The organism is Rhodococcus jostii NBRC 16295 (assembly GCF_001894825.1).
Taxonomy (GTDB): domain Bacteria; phylum Actinomycetota; class Actinomycetes; order Mycobacteriales; family Mycobacteriaceae; genus Rhodococcus_F; species Rhodococcus_F jostii.
In genome coordinates this window covers 16,299-31,896 of sequence record NZ_BCWY01000095.1, presented here as the reverse complement: position 1 = coordinate 31,896, position 15,598 = coordinate 16,299, and the positions used below count along the sequence as shown (strand labels likewise).

Sequence of the window (15,598 nt, the reverse complement as noted above, 5' to 3'; positions counted from 1 at the left end):
GCGCGTCGAGGGAATCCTGAGCGTGATAGGGCATGACGATGTATGGCCGCCCGTTGTCGGTGACGCCGACTTGGAGGACATTGACGACGTTGGGGTGTCCGGTCAGCCTGCCCGCCGCGCGCTGCTCGCGCAGGAACCGTTCCCGGTTCTGCTCGTCGAGGTCGGCGGTGAGAACCTTGACCGCAACGGTGCGGTCGAGCGCCGCCTGGGTGCAGCGGTAGACGACGCCGAAACCACCGCGCCCGATCTCTTGTGCGTCCTCGAAGCCGGCAGCCGCCAGATCCGCCGCGACCGAACCCGACGCGGCGCGTTGCGTCGCGAAGGGATCGATGTCAGTCATCGACTACATCGATTCTTCTGATCCGAGCCACTGTCGAAGGAAATGCACCACTACTGGCCTCTCGAGGATGTACCTAAGGATATCCCTGCACCGTCCAATCCGGCCTCGGCTTCGCCGTCAGAGGACGCGTCGGGTTCCCACCGTCGGACCTGTGTCGGTGCGGCTACCGAAACCACGCCGCGGAACCGTCTTGTGTCGGCGATTCGTTCCATGCGCGGAGGAGGTCGTTGCAGAGGGTTGTCTTGAGGATGCGTAGGCGCTCGAGGTCCGATGGCCTCGGGGCCATCGCGGCTTGGAGGAGATGGAGGAACCTGTTCCGTTGTACTCCGAATTTGATGAACAATTCCTCGGCGTCGGCGCCGCGGTAGGGAGCCCACTCGATGGCGAAGGCAACGAGCGCCCGGTCCGAGGGGCTGATGGATTGCACGCTAGCGAGAAGGTCGCAGGCACGCAGTGCATTCCGTAACCAGTCGAGCTCAGGTGAGGCTGCAGCAGTGCCGGCCTGGGTGCGCCGCCTGCGGGCTGCGGCGGCATGGTTGCCGGTTCGGCTGCGCCTGGGGTGAGCTCGACAGGGGATGCTGGTTTGTGCCGGCGGTGGGGCGGGGTTTTCGAGCATGGATGCCTCTAGCGTGTGAAGAGCTGATTGGGTCCGTCCATAGTCGTGTCTTCGCACGTATCTGGGAACCGGCCATCCGGCGGGGTGGGGTGCCTGTTTTTGCGGCCGGGTCTGACCAGGCTCCCGCCACCACCTCATGACGCGCGCAGGTGCGCCGGGGTAGGTAGTGGCGGCGCCGTGGCGCGGTAGTGATGTCCGGTCGGGGTGCCGAGATCGATGAGATGCCGGCCGCCGGGACGAGTGACCGGACGGGCGGTCCATCCGTCGCCTTCCTTCGCATAGTTGCACGCCTCGCACAGGCCGGACCCGTTGGCCGCCGTCGTGGCACCGGATTCTCGGCGTGAGCGGATGTGATCGTGATGGCGAATCGGCGCATCACACCACGGAGTCCGGCACGTCCGGTCGCGGAGGTCGATCAGCTTCGCCAGACCCTTCGGGAACGTCCGGGACCGCGATTCCATCGCCGTCAGCGCTCCCGACTGCGGGCACGAGTACAGCCTCTGCAACGTTGCCCCGACCTCGGCGTCGACCGCGTCGGCCACCCACTGTCTGGCGATCCCCGCCGGCACGGGACCGTACCCCTGCAACTGCGCCGGCTCGTTCCCACCGGCGAGCAGTGTGTCGTCCGACAGCACCAGGTTCACGGCCACCGGCACACCGGAGGCCACTTCGGCTCCGGTGCCGCGTGCGAACAGCAGGTCCACCATCACCTGATTCCGCGTCCTGCCACCACCGTTCCCGGTGGCGATGAGACTGTCCGCGTCCCGCCCCAGTGTCGCCTGCAGGCACACCGCCTGCTCCACCGGCATCAGCACGCTGAGGTACGCCATCGAGTCCGGCGCCGGCCGCGTCGTCACCCGCCGTTCGGACACCGCCTTCTTGTGTCGCCGCACCACGGCCGCGGCATCGAGTTCGGCCGCCAACGCCTTGGCGCGAGCGATCAGTCCCTGGTCGCCGACCCCGTCGAGAATGGCCGGGTCCGAGCACAACCGGCGGTCCACGATCCGCCGATCCTCAGCCGATAAGCAGGCGGTTTCGCGGACCAACAACGTGGCCCGCCATTCGTTCAACCGGCCCGACCGCAGCAGGTCCAGGGTGTGCGGCATCTCGTGCACCAGAGCCTGCGCGAACCCCAGATGCCGCCCGCCGCGGTTCGGGGATTCCCTGCGCGCCAACGCAATCTGCGAGGCAATGCCGCGGTACCATTCCACCCGCGGCAACCCGCGAGCCCTGCGGTCTGCACGAATGCTCGTCGCGACGGCATCGGTGATCACCGCTTGCGCCGCGCACCCCACCGACTTCAGGGTCTCGATCGCATCGAGCCACTCGATCCCCGAGCCCGCATCCCCACCGGCCTCGACACACCGCAGCCGCGCGGTGAATGCCCACAGCTCCTCCAGATCCGGTGCCCTCACAGCCAACCTCCCCCAAGGTCGTTCGAATATGTGTTCGACACTACCAATCATGTTCGACTGGGGCAATACTCGGCGCTTTCGGTCTACGGTGGTCGTGAGGATCTTCGTCGAACGAGTGTGGCGGGAGCTGACTGCGATGACCGATGACGCTGATCTGCAACGTGCGGTCGCGAACGAGTTCTCGGCACTGGCCGATCTGCTCGACGGGATCTCCGAGGCGGAGTGGGACACGCCGTCCCTGTGCGAGGGGTGGCGAATTCGGGAAGTCGTCGCGCATCTGACCATGGCGGCGCGCTACTCGGGGGACGAGTTCATGGCGCGTCTGCGTGAGTGCGACTTCGACTTCACCCGCCTGTCGAACGAGATCGCCGGGCATGACGCCGAACTGGCAACGACGGAACTCGTCGCCAACGTGCGCTCGGACGTCATGCGCCACTGGACGCCGCCGGGCGGCGGCTATCACGGCGCGCTGAATCACGTGGTGATTCACGGTCTCGACGCCACCGTGCCGCTGGGAGTGCCGCGCCGTGTACCCGAGGAGACGATTCGCGTCGTTCTCAACGATCTCACCGCGGGTGGTGGGCACTCGAATTTCGGCATCGACATCGAGGGGCGCGCCCTGCGGGCCACGGATCTCGACTGGTCGTACGGGTCGGGAGCCGAATTACGCGGAGCGGGCGAAGATCTCGCGCTGATGATCTGCGGCCGCAGACTTCCGGCAGGACGGGTCGAGGGCGACCCGTTGTAGCCGCGTGTCAGCTACCCGGGATGAAGCCCGGGTAGACGAAGTGGCCGGGACCTCCGCCGGGGAGTGTGGCGCCGAGGGATCCAGGGAAGTCCATGGACAATTTGACGAGCTTGTGGGGTTGCCCGTTCTGGTCGGCTTGCCAGCAATCGAGCAGGACGCCGTGGAATCCGGTGCAGACGATGCGGTTCGCGGTGCCGAACGGCGAGGTGAGCCGGTTGGCGCTGACGAACGGGTTCCAGTAGTCGAGGTCGGTCGGGGTGAGGAAGTTCTGGTTGTCGAACGGGGCGAGCGGGCTGGGCTCGGTGGGTATCGAGGGCCACTCGTCGGCTGCCGCGATCCCGGCGCTCCCCAGGAGGGCAGCCGCGGCGACGGCGACGGTTGCGGTGATCTGTGCGAATCGGCGAGTAGCAGTGATCATTTCCACCAGACCACAGTAAGCCCCGAGCGATATCTACGTCCGCAAACCGGGATGACGGCTGGCCAGGACGGGGACGAGAAACTTGTTCGGCGCGAGGTGGGCGAACACGGAGGCCGCCCTGTTCGCTAGGCCGGGAATGGCGATCATGTGCCCCTTGTCGAGGCCGTCGACTCCGGTCCTGGCCACGGATTCGGGGCTTTCCCACATGAAGCTGGGCAGCGCGGCTTCGGCGTCTTCCTTCGCGAATCCGGCGGTTTCGCCGAATCCGGTGTCGACGGGGCCGGGGCAGAGGGCGGTCGCCGTGACGCCGGTGCCTTTCAGTTCGCCCGTGAGGCTCTCGGTGTACGAGAGGACGAACGATTTGCAGGCGGCGTAGGCGGCCTGTCCGGGCAGAGGCTGGAACGCGGCCGTGGAGGCGACGTTGAGGATCGCTCCTCGGCGACGGTGCACCATGCCGGGGAGGGCGCGGCTGCAGAGGTCCGCGACAGCCATCACATCGACCTCGATCATGTTCATCTCGGCGTGCGGATCGGACGCGGCCACCGGGCCGAGGGTGGACAGACCGGCGTTGTTCACCAGGATGTCGAGGGTGAGTCCGAGTTCGCCGACGCGGTCGAGCAGGGTCGCGCGGGCGGAGCGGTCGGACAGATCGGCACCCAGGACGTGTGCGCGACCGCCTGCGGCCCGCAGTTCGGTGGCCAGTTCCTCCAACTTCTCGGCCCGGCGAGCGAGGAGCACGACCTGGTGACCGCGGCGGGCGAGTTCACGGCTGATCGCCGCGCCGATCCCGGACGACGCTCCGGTGACGAGCGCGGTGCGATCGGCGGCAGGGGTGGGCAGGCTCTCAACTGTTACCGTAATCCCCAATACTTCCTAGTCCTTCCTAGTCCTTCCTGTTGCTGTCGGATCATGCGGATCGGCGAGGCGGCGGCATGCCTGAACATGTCGGTGGTGGAGGTCCGGAAGGCCGCGTCGGAGGGCCGGTTACCGTCTCGGCGTACAGGTTCCGGTCGGCGAGTCTTCGATCGGGAGGATCGCGACGTCTACCTGGGTCGACCCACACCGGAGAGTGTTCGGGCCGGCAGGGCGGAAGGGTTGTACCGCCGGGTGTCCGGCTCGACCGGCCGGGAATCCTCGCTCGCCGTTCAGGAGAAGATGCTGCGTGAGCGTGCCACCGGCACCGTGTACCGGGTCTACCAGGATCGTGGTTCAGGTCTGCGGGAGAGACCCGAGCGGGACTGAATCGGATGCTCGACGACGCAGCCCAGGGTCACGTCAGGGTGGTGCGAGTGGTGTGGCGGGATCGGTTGGCGTGGCGCGGTTCTCCGGTGGCGTGGATCGAGCGGTACCTGTCGGTGGTCGGCGTTAAGGTCGAGGTCCTGCGTGAACATGGGGACACGTCGCTGGTAGAGGAGCTGATGGATGACGTCATGGCACTGCTCGCTTCATTTTCCGGCCGCTTCCACCCATTGCGGTCGAAGCGGAATCCACGTCGACTTGCGGGCGATGCGGTGATGCGGCGGCACGGTTGGGGGTGGGCTAGCTGATGGCCGATGCCGGATTCACTGCGCTGCGCCAGTTCTCGTTCACCACCCGCCCCTACCTGGCTGTCGATGACGAGACCGGTACGCCGATCGGGCTCGACGACCTCGACGTGCGTGTCGGATGGCTGCTCGACCTGATCTCGGGCGCCGAAGCGCACCTGCTGTCGCGGCTGTGGCAACCGGCCACCTTCGATGTCCTGGCCGCCGGATGTGACAACCACGGCCGGACACTCCCGATGCACGGTCACGTCGCTGCTGCGCGTCTCGGCTGGACCCCGCACTACCCGGACGGTGTCTACGTCCCGTCGCGTGTCACGCGGGTGGTGACCGCGCAGGCAGTCGGCACCTTGCGGGCTCTGGCCCACCGAGACACCGCGATCATCACACTGTCGGCCCGGTTCGCCCCGGCCACCGGCCGCATCGCCGCACCCACTACTGCTGCGGAGTGCGTGCCGTCCGGATTCGCCCGGGGCGTGGTGCGGCAGATCACCGCGCGCGCACGCGCCGCCGCCGACTCGGCAGACGCGCGGCTGCGGATCACCGACGTGCAGGCACCACCCCAGACCTCGGCGATGGCTCGGCTTTCCGCAGCGGATCGACAACTCTCCCACCTCACCGTCACAGACGCCGTCATGACGTTGACCGTCAAACTGCCCACCACCGCCGCCCCGACAAGCCGCGCGCAGTGGCGACGAGTCCGGTTGACCGCCGCGATCCCACCGCACCTGCACCGGCGGCCGATCAGCGAGTGGCATCTCCCGACCCTTCATCTCGACCACCGAGGTCTGCTGTTGCGGTGCGCCGCCACCGAGGCGGTCCCGGCCGCTGATCTGACCTCGGGAACGACGGCGGTGGGTGTGGACTGGTCTCCGTCCACACTCGGTGTGGCCGCCGTCGCCACACACACCCCGGAGGGTGTGGTGTCGGACTATCGGGGTTTCACGTACGACGACCGAGGTCTCGGGATCAAGCTGGCCCGCCTGCAAACCGAGGGGCAGCTGCTGCACGCCAAGGCTGCTCGCCTGCGCCGGCTCGCCGCGACCGCACCCCCCGAGGTCCGCGCGGGGTTGGAGGCGAAGATCGCCGTCCTCGACGAGCACCGCACCGCTGTCGGCGTCAAACGGGCAAAGATCAACCGGGAAATGGCGTTTCACTTCGGCTGCCAGGTTACCGACTTCGCTGCCGCGGCGGGGGCGACGGTGATCGCGGTGGAAGACCTCACCACCCTCGAAACCCGCGGGCACGGGCGGGTCAACAACAATCGGGCCGCGCAATCGGCCCGCCGCAAGGCCGTCGACGCTCTCACGCACACTGCCGCCGGTGTCGGTGTGACGGTGGTGTCCGTACCGGCGCGCGGATCGTCCGCACAGTGTCCGGGCTGCAACGAACCGCTCTCCCGCCCCGGCGGTTACCACCGGGCATGGTGTGAGCAGTGCAAAATCGGCGGAAACCGTGACCATGTGGCGGCCGTGAACCTGGCCAAACGAGCATTGCTGGGACGCGGAAAAGCCGTTCGGAAGCGCGGCCGGAGTCCGCAGATCCGGGTGATCGAGCATGCGCCGGTGCGCCGATGCCGCGACAAGATGTGTCCAACTCCGCGCAGGCCGCGGCATCGCCGTGTCCGTCGCAGTGCACCCGCCGCGACACCCCGGGTGGGGGTGAACCAGACAAGGATTGTTCCTGCGCCCCAAGCGTCGGTGTGGGACACGGTAAAACCCGCAACACCGCAGGGTGTTACGGGTAGCCGTGAAGTACATACATCTCCAACGCCAGCCACGTCAGTGGCAGGAAGTACGAGATCTATGTAGACGCTCATGCCTCCAACCTACGTCGTCGCACGCGCAAGGGTGTACCGCTCAGGCGTGGGTTCCGCCGTCGATGCGGATCTCGGTTCCGGTGACGAAGGCGCCGTCGTCGGAGGCGAGCATGGCCACCACCCCGGCGACCTGTTCGGGTCCGCCCATGGCCGCGCCACCGGATTCCAGGGTGGTGGGGAGGATGGGGGAGAGTTTGGAGAACAGGCTCCAATCGGCGTCGGCGGGAACGTAACCCGATGTGGCGTCGGTGATTCCGGTCTTGATGCTGCCGGGGGCGACGCCGACGGCGCGCAGGCCCTGCTTGCCGTATTCGAGTGCCAGTGCGTGGGTGAACGACTGGATGGCGCCCTTGCTCGCGGCGTACGCGGCCATGTACGGGTGCGCGAACGCGGCGGACGTGGAACTGAAGTTCACGACGACGCTCTGCTCGTTGCGCAGCAGTGCGGGCAGGCATTCGCGGACCATGAGGAACGTGCCGGTGAGGTTGATCCCGATCACCTGGTTCCACAGGTCCAGCGACGTCTCGTGGGTGTGCGAGGCGCGGAGGATGCCCGCGGCGTTGACGAGCACGTCCAGTCCGCCCAGCTTCTCGACGCTGGAGCTCACACCGTCGACGACGGATTTCTCGTCTCCGATGTCGATGCCCGCGACGGTGAGGCGTCCCGCGGTGCCCGCGGCGTCGGCCAGTTCCGCCGTCTTCGCCAGGCCGTCCTCGGAGACGTCGGCTGCCACGACGGTGCCGCCTTCCGCGAGCAGGCGGAGTGCGGTGGCCTGGCCGATCCCCGACGCGGCGCCGGTCACCAGGATCCGCCGGTTGTCGAATCGATTCATCGTCTGTACTCCTCGTGTGGTTCCGTATTCGATGTCATTGGCCCATCACGTATTTCACGGTGGGTCCGGCGGTCCATCCGCCGTCGACGGCCAGTTCCGCGCCCGTCACGTAGGTGGACGCGTCGGACAGCAGGAAGCCGACGGCGCCGGCGATTTCTTCGGGCACTCCGACACGGGCCATGGGGGTGTTGGGGTAGTTGCCCTCGCCCTCCTGGATTCCGAGGCCCGCGGTCATCGGGGTGTACGTCATTCCGGGGTGGACGGAATTGACGCGGATCCGGTCGGTGCCCAGTTCCACCGCGGCGATCTTCGTGAGCCCGCGCACGCCCCACTTCGATGCGCCGTAGCCGGCGGTCAGCGCGAGGCCCATCAGTCCGGCAGCCGAGGAGATGTTGACGATCGATCCGCCGCCGGCGGCGCGCATGGGGGCGATCACGGCCTGCAGGCCGTTGAACACGCCGGTCAGGTTGATGTCGAGGACCGTTCGGAAATGGTCGAGCGGTTCGTGCTCGATGTACTGGCCGGTGGAGATGCCGGCGTTGTTGACGAGGCCGTCGACGCGTCCGAACTCGTTCGTCGCCACGTCGACCGCGGCCTGCCACTGCTGCGGGTCGGTGACGTCGAGGTGGCTGTATCGCGCCCGGTCACCGAGCTGAGCGACGGTCGCGCGGCCGCCGTCGTCGAGAACGTCGCCGACCACGACGCTGCCGCCCTCGTCGACGATGCGCTGGGCGAATGCCGCGCCGAGCCCCCGCGCCGCCCCGGTCACGATCACAACCTTCCCCGCCAGTTGCTGTGCGGTCTCGGTCATCTCAGCTCACATCCTCGTCGTCAAAGAGTCACGTTCGTCGGGCACGTCGGCTGCCGACGGCCCGAGTCTGCTGTGGGCGCCGCCGCCGGGAAACGGGTTCTCCCGGTGATCGGAACAACTCGTAGCCACGGGAAACGTCCGACCACTGTGATGTGGATTACCCGCTGACGTTCCGGACATGCCGGACGGGCGGAACTCCTCGACAGCCCATCGAAAGGCTTCTTCCATGTCTCGTCGTGTCACGTCCACCGCCGCGGTGCTGATCACCGGCAGTGTCCTGTTCGCGGGTTTCGGCACGCCGGCGCTCGCTTCGGCGGACCCGCTGTCGCTGCCCGGAATCACTCTGCCCGGATTCGGATCTTCCGACTTCGGGAGCGCGGGCCCGGTCGTCGAGACTCCGCGCCTCGGGTCGGTCGACAACTTCCGCGACGTCGGGGGAACGGGGCGGGGGTACGTCACCGCCCGTGGCGGACACGTGACGCGGGGGGCCTTCTACCGTTCGAACGCGCTCGTGCCGAACGATCAGGATCTCGCCGTCCTCACCGGTCTCGGTCTGACCGCGGTGTACGACGTGCGCACCGTCGAAGAGGTGGCGGCGAAACCCGACCGGCTCCCGGCCGGTCCGCGGTACCTCGGCATCCCCATCCTGTCGGGCGACCTGGGTGCCGCGGTCGCGCAATTGAAGTCGCCGGCCGACGCCGTCGCATTCATGCAGCAGATGAACCGCAGCTTCGTCGACGACGCGGCCACCCGGGCAGGGTTCTCGCAACTCCTGACCTCGCTGGCCGACACCGACGGACCGCAGGTCTTCCACTGCACGGCGGGCAAGGACCGCACCGGCTGGGCGTCCGCATTGCTGCTCTCCATCGCGGGCGTCTCGCAGGACACCATTTTCGACGACTACCTGCTCACCAACGACTACACCGCGGGGTCGATGAAGATCACGTACGACCAGATCGCCGCCAGCCGCGGTGAGGCGGTGGCGAAGATCTACCAGCCGCTGCTGGGCGTCGACCGGAGCTACCTCGAGGCCGGGCTGGGGCGCCTCACCGAGCGGTACGGCACGGTCGACCGCTACCTGACCGAGGGGCTCGGCCTGAGCCCGGCGACCATCGACCGGCTCCGGGGCAAGCTGCTGAGCTGAGTCGAACTCCGGGTCAGGTGCCGATCGCGTCCGAGAGCGTCGTGAGCTGGTTGATCTCGGACGCGGTCAGCGTCACCGTCGGGGCGTCGAGCAGGGCGGGCAGTTGCTCGAGGCGGCTCGCGCTGGCGATCGGCGCGGTGATGCCGGGGCGGGTGAGGAGCCAGGCGAGCGCGATGGTGGAGATCTCCGCCGAGTGTGCGGCGGAGATCTCGGCCAGGGCGTCGACGACGGCGAGGCCGGATTCGGAGAAGTAGCGGGTCGCCATCCGCTGACGGGGTTGCCCGTCCAGGTCGGCCTGGGTGCGGTACTTGCCTGCGAGGAAGCCCGCGGCCAGGGAGTAGTACGGGAAGACGCCGAGGTTGTTCTCGGTGGCGATCGCGGCGACCTCGGGTTCGTAGTCGTTCCGGTGCACGAGGTTGTAGTGCGGCTGCAGCGCGATCGGGGCCGCGAACCCGTTCTCGGCGGTGAGGGACAGCCATTCCCGGATGCGCTCGGGCGAGTAGTTGGAGATGGCGACGTAGCGGACGACGCCGTCGCGGACCAGTTCGTCGAAGGCGCCGAGCGTGTCGACGAGAGGGGTCTCGGCGTCGTCGAAGTGGGCGTAGTACACGTCGATGTGGTCGGTCTGCAGCCGCTTCAGGGACGCCTCGGCCGCGGCCCGGACGTTGGCAGGGGCCAGGCCCTTGAACTCCGGGTGCTGGCTGACCTTGGTGGCGATCACCACGTGGTCGCGGTTCCCGCGCGACGCCATCCAGTTGCCGAGAACGGTCTCGGACTCGCTGCCGGAGTTCCCTTCGGCGAACGCCGAGTACGAGTCGGCGGTGTCGACGAAGTTGCCGCCGCCCGCGGCGAAGGCGTCGAGGATCTCGAACGACGTCGATTCGTCACTGGTCCAGCCGAAGGTGTTACCGCCGAGGGCCAGGGGAAAGATGTCCAGATCCGACGTGCCGATCGCGACCACGGGTGCTCCGTTCTTGGTGTGCGGTTTCTTGGTGTGCGTTGTGCGGAGTGTGCGAAGAGTTCGGCTGACCACGCTATCGCAGCCGCGGAGCGAACGTGCGTCCGGCTACCGAACGACCTGTTTTCGAGGATTGCCCGGAATCGGACATGTGTGAGCGAACCCAGCCCACCACGACTCCACTGGCATACCGTGAAGGGGGTGCATGCGTTCCGGCGAGCCACGGAGTTGAGTGATGCAGGACCAGTCGATCGATGACCTCTTGAACACGGGCCTGTTCATCGACGGGCAGTGGGTCCGCTCCAGCTCCGGCGAGACCCGGGACTGCATCAATCCGGCCGACGGATCGGTGGTCGCCACCGTCGACGAGGCCTCTCCGGACGACGCCACCCGTGCGGTCGCCGCGGCCCGTGCGGCCTTCGACGAGGGGACGTGGCCCCGCACCCCCGTCGCCGAGCGCGCGGCACTGGTCGCGAGGATCGCCGATCTGCTCGAGCGCGACAAGGAGACGCTCGCGCGGATCGAGACACTCGACACCGGAAAGACGTTGGAGGAGAGCCGGATCGACATCGACGACGTGGCGTCGGTGTTCCGGTACTACGCGAACCTCGCGGCGGTCGAGGCGGACCGCCTGGTGGACGTCGGCCGACCCGACGTGATCAGCCGGGTGGTGCGCGAACCGATCGGCGTCTGCGTGCTCATTGCCCCGTGGAACTATCCGCTGCTGCAGATCTCGTGGAAGGTGGCGCCCGCGCTGGCCGCCGGCTGCACGATGGTCCTCAAGCCGAGCGAGGTGACCCCGCTCAGCACCATCGCGTTCGTCGAGCTGATCGTCGAGGCCGGTGCTCCCGCCGGAGTGGTGAACCTGGTGCAGGGCAGCGGCGCGGTGCTGGGTGCCGCGCTCACGGGAACCTCCGACGTCGATTTCGTCTCGTTCACCGGCGGGCTGGCCACCGGACGCGTCATCCTCGAGACCGCGGCGAAGAACGTCACCAAGGTGGCGGTGGAACTCGGCGGAAAGAATCCGCACATCGTCTTCGCCGACGCGGACGGCGAAGATTCGGTGGACCAGGTGCTGACAGGGGTGTTCCTGCACTCCGGTCAGGTGTGCTCCGCGGGAACCCGGCTCATCATCGAGGAATCCATCGCCGACCGGTTCGTCGCCGCGCTCGCCGCACGCGCCGAGAAGATCCGCATGGGCAACGGTCTCGATCCCGCGAGCCGAACCGGCCCGTTGGTTTCCGAAGCGCACCGGGAGAAGGTCGAACGGTACGTCGCGCTCGGGCTGTCCGAAGGCGCCCAGTTGGTGACGGGAGGGGCGCGGCCCTCGGATCCCGCATTGGCGAAGGGGAGTTACTACCTTCCCACCATCTTCGACCACTGCGACCGCACCATGCGCCTCGTGCAGGAGGAGACGTTCGGTCCGATCCTCACCGTCGAGCGGTTCACCACCGAGGAGGAGGCGCTGCGCCTCGGCAACGACACCGAGTACGGTCTCGCCGCCGGCGTCCGGACCGCCGACAGCGCGCGGGGCGAGCGGATGGTGCGCGGTCTGCGGCACGGCACCGTGTGGCTCAACGACTTCGGCTATTACACCGCGGCCGCCGAGTGGGGCGGTTTCAAGATGTCGGGCAACGGGCGCGAACTCGGACCCGCCGGTTTGGCGGAGTATCAGGAGACCAAACACATCTGGCACAACACCTCGCCCACGGCGGCGGGGTGGTTCGACAACGGCTAGGTCGGCGCACGGAGAGGCGAGAGAACCATGGCTACTCGGCACGGAGCAGTGGGTGACGGAGGCGCGCCGGGGGACAGCGGACTCGGCGAGCTGGGGTACAAGGAGGAACTGGACCGCAGCCTCGGCAAATTCGCCAGTTTCGCCGCGGGAGTCAGTTACATCTCGATTCTCACCGGCACCTTCCAGTTGTTCTACTTCGGATTCGGCACGGCGGGGCCCGCGTACCTGTGGTCGTGGCCGATGGTGTTCGTCGGGCAGATGGCCGTCGCCCTGTGCTTCATGGAACTCGCGGCCAAATATCCCGTCGCCGGTTCGGTCTACAACTGGGCGAAGCTGCTCGGCAGCAGGATCGTGGGGTGGTCGTCGGGCTGGCTGATGCTCACGGCTTCGATCGTCACCCTGTCCGCCGTCGTGCTCGCGCTGCAGCTCAACCTGCCGAGGCTGTGGAGCGGCTTCCAGATCATCGGCGACGGCACCGGCGAATACGACTTCGCGACCAACGCCGTCATTCTCGGCACCGTCATGATCGCGTTCACCACGACGGTCAACGCATTCGGAGTCAAGCTGATGGCGCTCATCAACAGCACGGGTGTGTTCGTCGAGCTGATCGCAGCCGTTCTCATCGCGATCATCCTCGCCGCCAACATCACCCGCGGACCGGATGTGTTCTTCTCCACCCACGGTTACGGTGCCGAGGCGAGCGGCGGCTATCTGAGCGTCTTCCTCGTGGCGTCCCTCGCGTCCGGGTACGTGATGTACGGATTCGACACCGCGAGTTCGCTCGGTGAGGAAACGGTCGATCCCCGGCGGACGGCGCCCAAGGCGATCCTGCGGGCGATCCTCGCGTCGTTCGTGATCGGCGGGGCGATCCTGGTGTTCGCGATCATGGCGGCCCCCGACCTCGACGATCCCCTGATCGGCAGCAGTGAGGGCGGCCTGCAGTACATCGTCGAGCAGGTGATGTGGGGTCCGCTCGGCAAGATCTTCCTCGTCTGCATCGTCATCGCCGTCACCGTGTGCTCGCTCGCGGTGCACGCCGCGGCCATCCGGCTCACGTTCGCGATGGCTCGCGACAACGCCCTGCCGTTCGGGGAGCGACTGGCCCACGTCAACCCGAAGCATCAGACGCCCGTGGTCCCCGCCATCGTGATCGGTGTGCTGTCGGCGTTCATCCTCGTCATCAACATCGGTCAGCCCCAGATCTTCACGGTGCTGACGTCGATCGCGATCATCATGATCTACCTGGCGTACCTCATGGTCACCGGGCCGCTGCTGAAGAAGCGACTGCAGGGGAAGTGGCCACCGAAGGAACTCGCGGAGAGCGGCTACTTCACGATGGGCCGGTGGGGGCTTCCGGTGAACATCTTCGCCGTGCTGTGGGGAGTGGGGATGGCGCTCAATCTGGCGTGGCCGCGCCCCGAGGTGTACGGCACGCCCTGGTACAACACGTGGGGTGCGTTCGTGTACATCGGCATCATTCTCGGGTTGGGTCTCCTCTGGTATGCGGTGAAGGGACGCAACCACATCGGATGCCTGGCCTCGCACGCGGCGTCGTCGAAGGACGAGGCGTCGGAGAGCGAACTGTCATGACGGACACCGTGTTCGACTACGTGATCGCCGGCGGCGGCACCGCCGGGTGCGTCCTCGCCGCACGGCTCAGCGAGGACCCGTCGGTGACCGTCTGCCTCGTCGAGGCCGGGCCGTCGGACGTCGGTGACCGCAACGTCCTGGACCTGTCGCAGTGGATGCACCTGCTGGACTCCGGATACGACTGGGACTATCCGGTCGAGCCGCAGGAGAAGGGCAACAGCTTCATGCGGCACGCCCGCGCCAAGGTGCTCGGTGGATGTTCCTCCCACAATTCGTGCATCGCGTTCTGGCCGCCCGCCGAGACCCTCGACGACTGGGCGGCCGCGGGTGCCACCGGCTGGGGAGCGCAGGATGTGCTGCCGCTGGTGGCGCGGGTGGAGAACAACGACGCCCCCGGCGAACAGCACGGACGCAACGGTCCGGTGCGGTTGCGCGACGTCCCGCCGAACGACCCGTGCGGGGTGGCCCTGCTCGAGTCCGCGGCGAAGGCCGGGTTGCCCACGGTGCAGTTCAACCGCGGCACGACCGTCCTCGACGGGGCGGGGTGGTTCCAGATCAACGCGTCCGAGGACGGCACCCGGATGTCGACGTCGCACGCCTACCTGCATCCGATCCTCGGTTCCCGCCCGAATCTAGAGGTGCGCACCGACTGCTGGGTCAGCGAGATCCTCATCGACGATTCGACGGCGGCGACGGGCGTGCGCTACCAGCGGCCCGATCTGTCCGGGTACGACACCGTCTCGGCGCGCCGCGAGGTGATCGTCACGGCCGGGGCCATCGACACGCCGAAACTGTTGATGCTCTCGGGGATCGGGCCCACCGTGCACCTGCGGGAGATGGGTGTGCAGGTTCGGGTCGACTCGCCGGGGGTAGGTCAGAATCTCGACGATCACGTCGAGGGGCTGGTGTTCTGGGACGCGTCCCGGCCGATGGTCGAGACGTCGACGCAGTGGTGGGAGATCGGACTGTTCGCCACCACCACCGAGGGGCTGAATCATCCGGACCTGATGATGCACTACGGCAGCGTGCCGTTCGACATGAACACTCTCCGCTGGGGCTACCCGACCACGGAGAACGGTTTCTGCCTCACCCCCAACGTCACACAGGGACTGTCCCGGGGAACGGTGCGGCTCCGCTCCCGCGACTTCCGGGACCGTCCGCGGGTGGACCCGCGATATTTCACCGACCCCGACGGCCACGACGAGGCCGTGATGCTCGCCGGGTTCCGGCTGGCGCGCCGCATCGCCGAGCAGGAACCCCTCCACAGTTGGATTGCCCGGGAACTGGCGCCCGGGCCGGAGGCGGTCACCGACGACGAACTGATCGACTACGCGCACCGGACGCACAACACCGTCTACCACCCGGCTGGGACCGCCCGCATGGGTGCGGCCGGCGACCCGATGGCCGTCCTCGACCCGGAATTGCGGGTGAAGGGCGTCCGCAATCTGCGGGTGGTGGACGCGTCCGCCATGCCGAAACTGCCCTACGTCAATCCCAACATCACGGTCATGACGATGGCCGAGAAGTGCGCCGACCTGATTCGCGGAACCTGATCGGACGGTGTACGGACGCCCAGGTGAACCGCCGGGTACTTTGAAGTCCTACTATCTCCCCATACTGGTAGAGAG

At 67.5% G+C, this 15,598-nt stretch carries 15 protein-coding genes; 8 read left to right on the top strand and 7 right to left on the bottom strand.

Annotated elements, in window-relative coordinates; all coding sequences use genetic code 11:
- Positions 1 to 340: protein kinase domain-containing protein (locus tag RJ1_RS37385; protein WP_170008919.1), on the bottom strand; the 340-nt coding region annotated here is incomplete at its 3' end.
- Between the two features lie 750 nt (positions 341 to 1,090).
- Complete coding sequence (locus RJ1_RS37375) at positions 1,091 to 2,422, bottom strand: HNH endonuclease (RefSeq protein WP_073368270.1); 1,332 nt, start codon at positions 2,420 to 2,422, stop codon at positions 1,091 to 1,093.
- Positions 2,423 to 2,507: 85 nt separating this feature from the next.
- Here RJ1_RS37375 and RJ1_RS37370 point away from each other — a divergent pair, with 85 nt between their 5' ends.
- Positions 2,508 to 3,119: a maleylpyruvate isomerase family mycothiol-dependent enzyme gene (locus RJ1_RS37370; protein WP_073368278.1), complete on the top strand. Its 612-nt coding sequence runs from the start codon at positions 2,508 to 2,510 to the stop codon at positions 3,117 to 3,119.
- 7 nt (positions 3,120 to 3,126) lie between these two features.
- Here RJ1_RS37370 and RJ1_RS37365 read toward each other — a convergent pair whose 3' ends face one another.
- Together RJ1_RS37365 and RJ1_RS37360 are read right to left on the bottom strand one after the other, a co-directional pair.
- On the bottom strand, positions 3,127 to 3,537 hold the full coding sequence (locus tag RJ1_RS37365; protein ID WP_073368267.1) for a hypothetical protein: 411 nt from the start codon (positions 3,535 to 3,537) through the stop codon (positions 3,127 to 3,129).
- Between the two features lie 33 nt (positions 3,538 to 3,570).
- The gene (locus tag RJ1_RS37360; RefSeq protein WP_240319759.1) at positions 3,571 to 4,404 is read right to left on the bottom strand and encodes an SDR family NAD(P)-dependent oxidoreductase; all 834 of its coding nucleotides are present in this window, start codon (positions 4,402 to 4,404) and stop codon (positions 3,571 to 3,573) included.
- A gap of 42 nt (positions 4,405 to 4,446) precedes the next feature.
- Here RJ1_RS37360 and RJ1_RS37355 point away from each other — a divergent pair, with 42 nt between their 5' ends.
- The 3 genes from RJ1_RS37355 to RJ1_RS37345 are packed head-to-tail and all read left to right on the top strand — an operon-like array spanning position 4,447 to position 6,889.
- Positions 4,447 to 4,779 (top strand): MerR family transcriptional regulator, encoded by a 333-nt coding sequence (locus RJ1_RS37355; RefSeq protein ID WP_073368264.1) that lies wholly within the window; start codon positions 4,447 to 4,449, stop codon positions 4,777 to 4,779.
- A 5-nt stretch (positions 4,780 to 4,784) separates the two neighbouring features.
- The gene (locus tag RJ1_RS37350) at positions 4,785 to 5,084 is read left to right on the top strand and encodes a recombinase family protein (RefSeq protein WP_073368261.1); all 300 of its coding nucleotides are present in this window, start codon (positions 4,785 to 4,787) and stop codon (positions 5,082 to 5,084) included.
- Positions 5,084 to 6,889 carry a zinc ribbon domain-containing protein gene (locus RJ1_RS37345; protein WP_073368258.1) on the top strand — a complete coding sequence of 602 codons (1,806 nt, stop codon included), beginning with the start codon at positions 5,084 to 5,086 and terminating at the stop codon, positions 6,887 to 6,889. The genes RJ1_RS37350 and RJ1_RS37345 overlap by 1 nt, the downstream gene beginning before the upstream one ends.
- A gap of 48 nt (positions 6,890 to 6,937) precedes the next feature.
- Here RJ1_RS37345 and RJ1_RS37340 read toward each other — a convergent pair whose 3' ends face one another.
- A complete protein-coding gene (locus RJ1_RS37340; protein ID WP_073368255.1) occupies positions 6,938 to 7,729 on the bottom strand; it encodes an SDR family NAD(P)-dependent oxidoreductase in 792 nt (263 codons plus the stop codon).
- Positions 7,730 to 7,763: 34 nt separating this feature from the next.
- Positions 7,764 to 8,540, bottom strand: coding sequence for an SDR family oxidoreductase (locus RJ1_RS37335; protein ID WP_073368252.1), 777 nt, complete (start codon positions 8,538 to 8,540; stop codon positions 7,764 to 7,766).
- A gap of 226 nt (positions 8,541 to 8,766) precedes the next feature.
- Between RJ1_RS37335 and RJ1_RS37330 the strand changes: the two genes are divergently transcribed.
- Positions 8,767 to 9,684 (top strand): tyrosine-protein phosphatase, encoded by a 918-nt coding sequence (locus RJ1_RS37330; RefSeq protein WP_073368246.1) that lies wholly within the window; start codon positions 8,767 to 8,769, stop codon positions 9,682 to 9,684.
- 13 nt (positions 9,685 to 9,697) lie between these two features.
- On the opposite strand, the gene RJ1_RS37325 is transcribed toward RJ1_RS37330, so the two are convergent.
- Positions 9,698 to 10,645, bottom strand: coding sequence for an aldo/keto reductase (locus RJ1_RS37325; protein ID WP_073368273.1), 948 nt, complete (start codon positions 10,643 to 10,645; stop codon positions 9,698 to 9,700).
- 232 nt (positions 10,646 to 10,877) lie between these two features.
- Here RJ1_RS37325 and RJ1_RS37320 point away from each other — a divergent pair, with 232 nt between their 5' ends.
- Genes RJ1_RS37320 through RJ1_RS37310 form a run of 3 tightly spaced genes read left to right on the top strand, consistent with a single transcriptional unit; the run spans position 10,878 to position 15,523 of the window.
- Positions 10,878 to 12,380 (top strand): aldehyde dehydrogenase family protein, encoded by a 1,503-nt coding sequence (locus tag RJ1_RS37320; protein WP_073368244.1) that lies wholly within the window; start codon positions 10,878 to 10,880, stop codon positions 12,378 to 12,380.
- Between the two features lie 27 nt (positions 12,381 to 12,407).
- Positions 12,408 to 13,970 carry an APC family permease gene (locus RJ1_RS37315; protein WP_073368241.1) on the top strand — a complete coding sequence of 521 codons (1,563 nt, stop codon included), beginning with the start codon at positions 12,408 to 12,410 and terminating at the stop codon, positions 13,968 to 13,970.
- The gene (locus tag RJ1_RS37310) at positions 13,967 to 15,523 is read left to right on the top strand and encodes a GMC family oxidoreductase (RefSeq protein WP_073368239.1); all 1,557 of its coding nucleotides are present in this window, start codon (positions 13,967 to 13,969) and stop codon (positions 15,521 to 15,523) included. The genes RJ1_RS37315 and RJ1_RS37310 overlap by 4 nt, the downstream gene beginning before the upstream one ends.
- The last annotated feature ends 75 nt before the right edge of the window (positions 15,524 to 15,598 follow it).

What these genes read in the sequence shown, in the direction of transcription:
- RJ1_RS37375 (WP_073368270.1), bottom strand. Translation starts at nt 2,422, where the DNA reads ATGATTGGTAGTGTCGAACACATATTCGAACGACCTTGGGGGAGGTTG.
- RJ1_RS37370 (WP_073368278.1), top strand. Translation starts at nt 2,508, where the DNA reads ATGACCGATGACGCTGATCTGCAACGTGCGGTCGCGAACGAGTTCTCG.
- RJ1_RS37365 (WP_073368267.1), bottom strand. Translation starts at nt 3,537, where the DNA reads ATGATCACTGCTACTCGCCGATTCGCACAGATCACCGCAACCGTCGCC.
- RJ1_RS37355 (WP_073368264.1), top strand. Translation starts at nt 4,447, where the DNA reads ATGCGGATCGGCGAGGCGGCGGCATGCCTGAACATGTCGGTGGTGGAG.
- RJ1_RS37350 (WP_073368261.1), top strand. Translation starts at nt 4,785, where the DNA reads ATGCTCGACGACGCAGCCCAGGGTCACGTCAGGGTGGTGCGAGTGGTG.
- RJ1_RS37345 (WP_073368258.1), top strand. Translation starts at nt 5,084, where the DNA reads ATGGCCGATGCCGGATTCACTGCGCTGCGCCAGTTCTCGTTCACCACC.
- RJ1_RS37340 (WP_073368255.1), bottom strand. Translation starts at nt 7,729, where the DNA reads ATGAATCGATTCGACAACCGGCGGATCCTGGTGACCGGCGCCGCGTCG.
- RJ1_RS37335 (WP_073368252.1), bottom strand. Translation starts at nt 8,540, where the DNA reads ATGACCGAGACCGCACAGCAACTGGCGGGGAAGGTTGTGATCGTGACC.
- RJ1_RS37330 (WP_073368246.1), top strand. Translation starts at nt 8,767, where the DNA reads ATGTCTCGTCGTGTCACGTCCACCGCCGCGGTGCTGATCACCGGCAGT.
- RJ1_RS37320 (WP_073368244.1), top strand. Translation starts at nt 10,878, where the DNA reads ATGCAGGACCAGTCGATCGATGACCTCTTGAACACGGGCCTGTTCATC.
- RJ1_RS37315 (WP_073368241.1), top strand. Translation starts at nt 12,408, where the DNA reads ATGGCTACTCGGCACGGAGCAGTGGGTGACGGAGGCGCGCCGGGGGAC.
- RJ1_RS37310 (WP_073368239.1), top strand. Translation starts at nt 13,967, where the DNA reads ATGACGGACACCGTGTTCGACTACGTGATCGCCGGCGGCGGCACCGCC.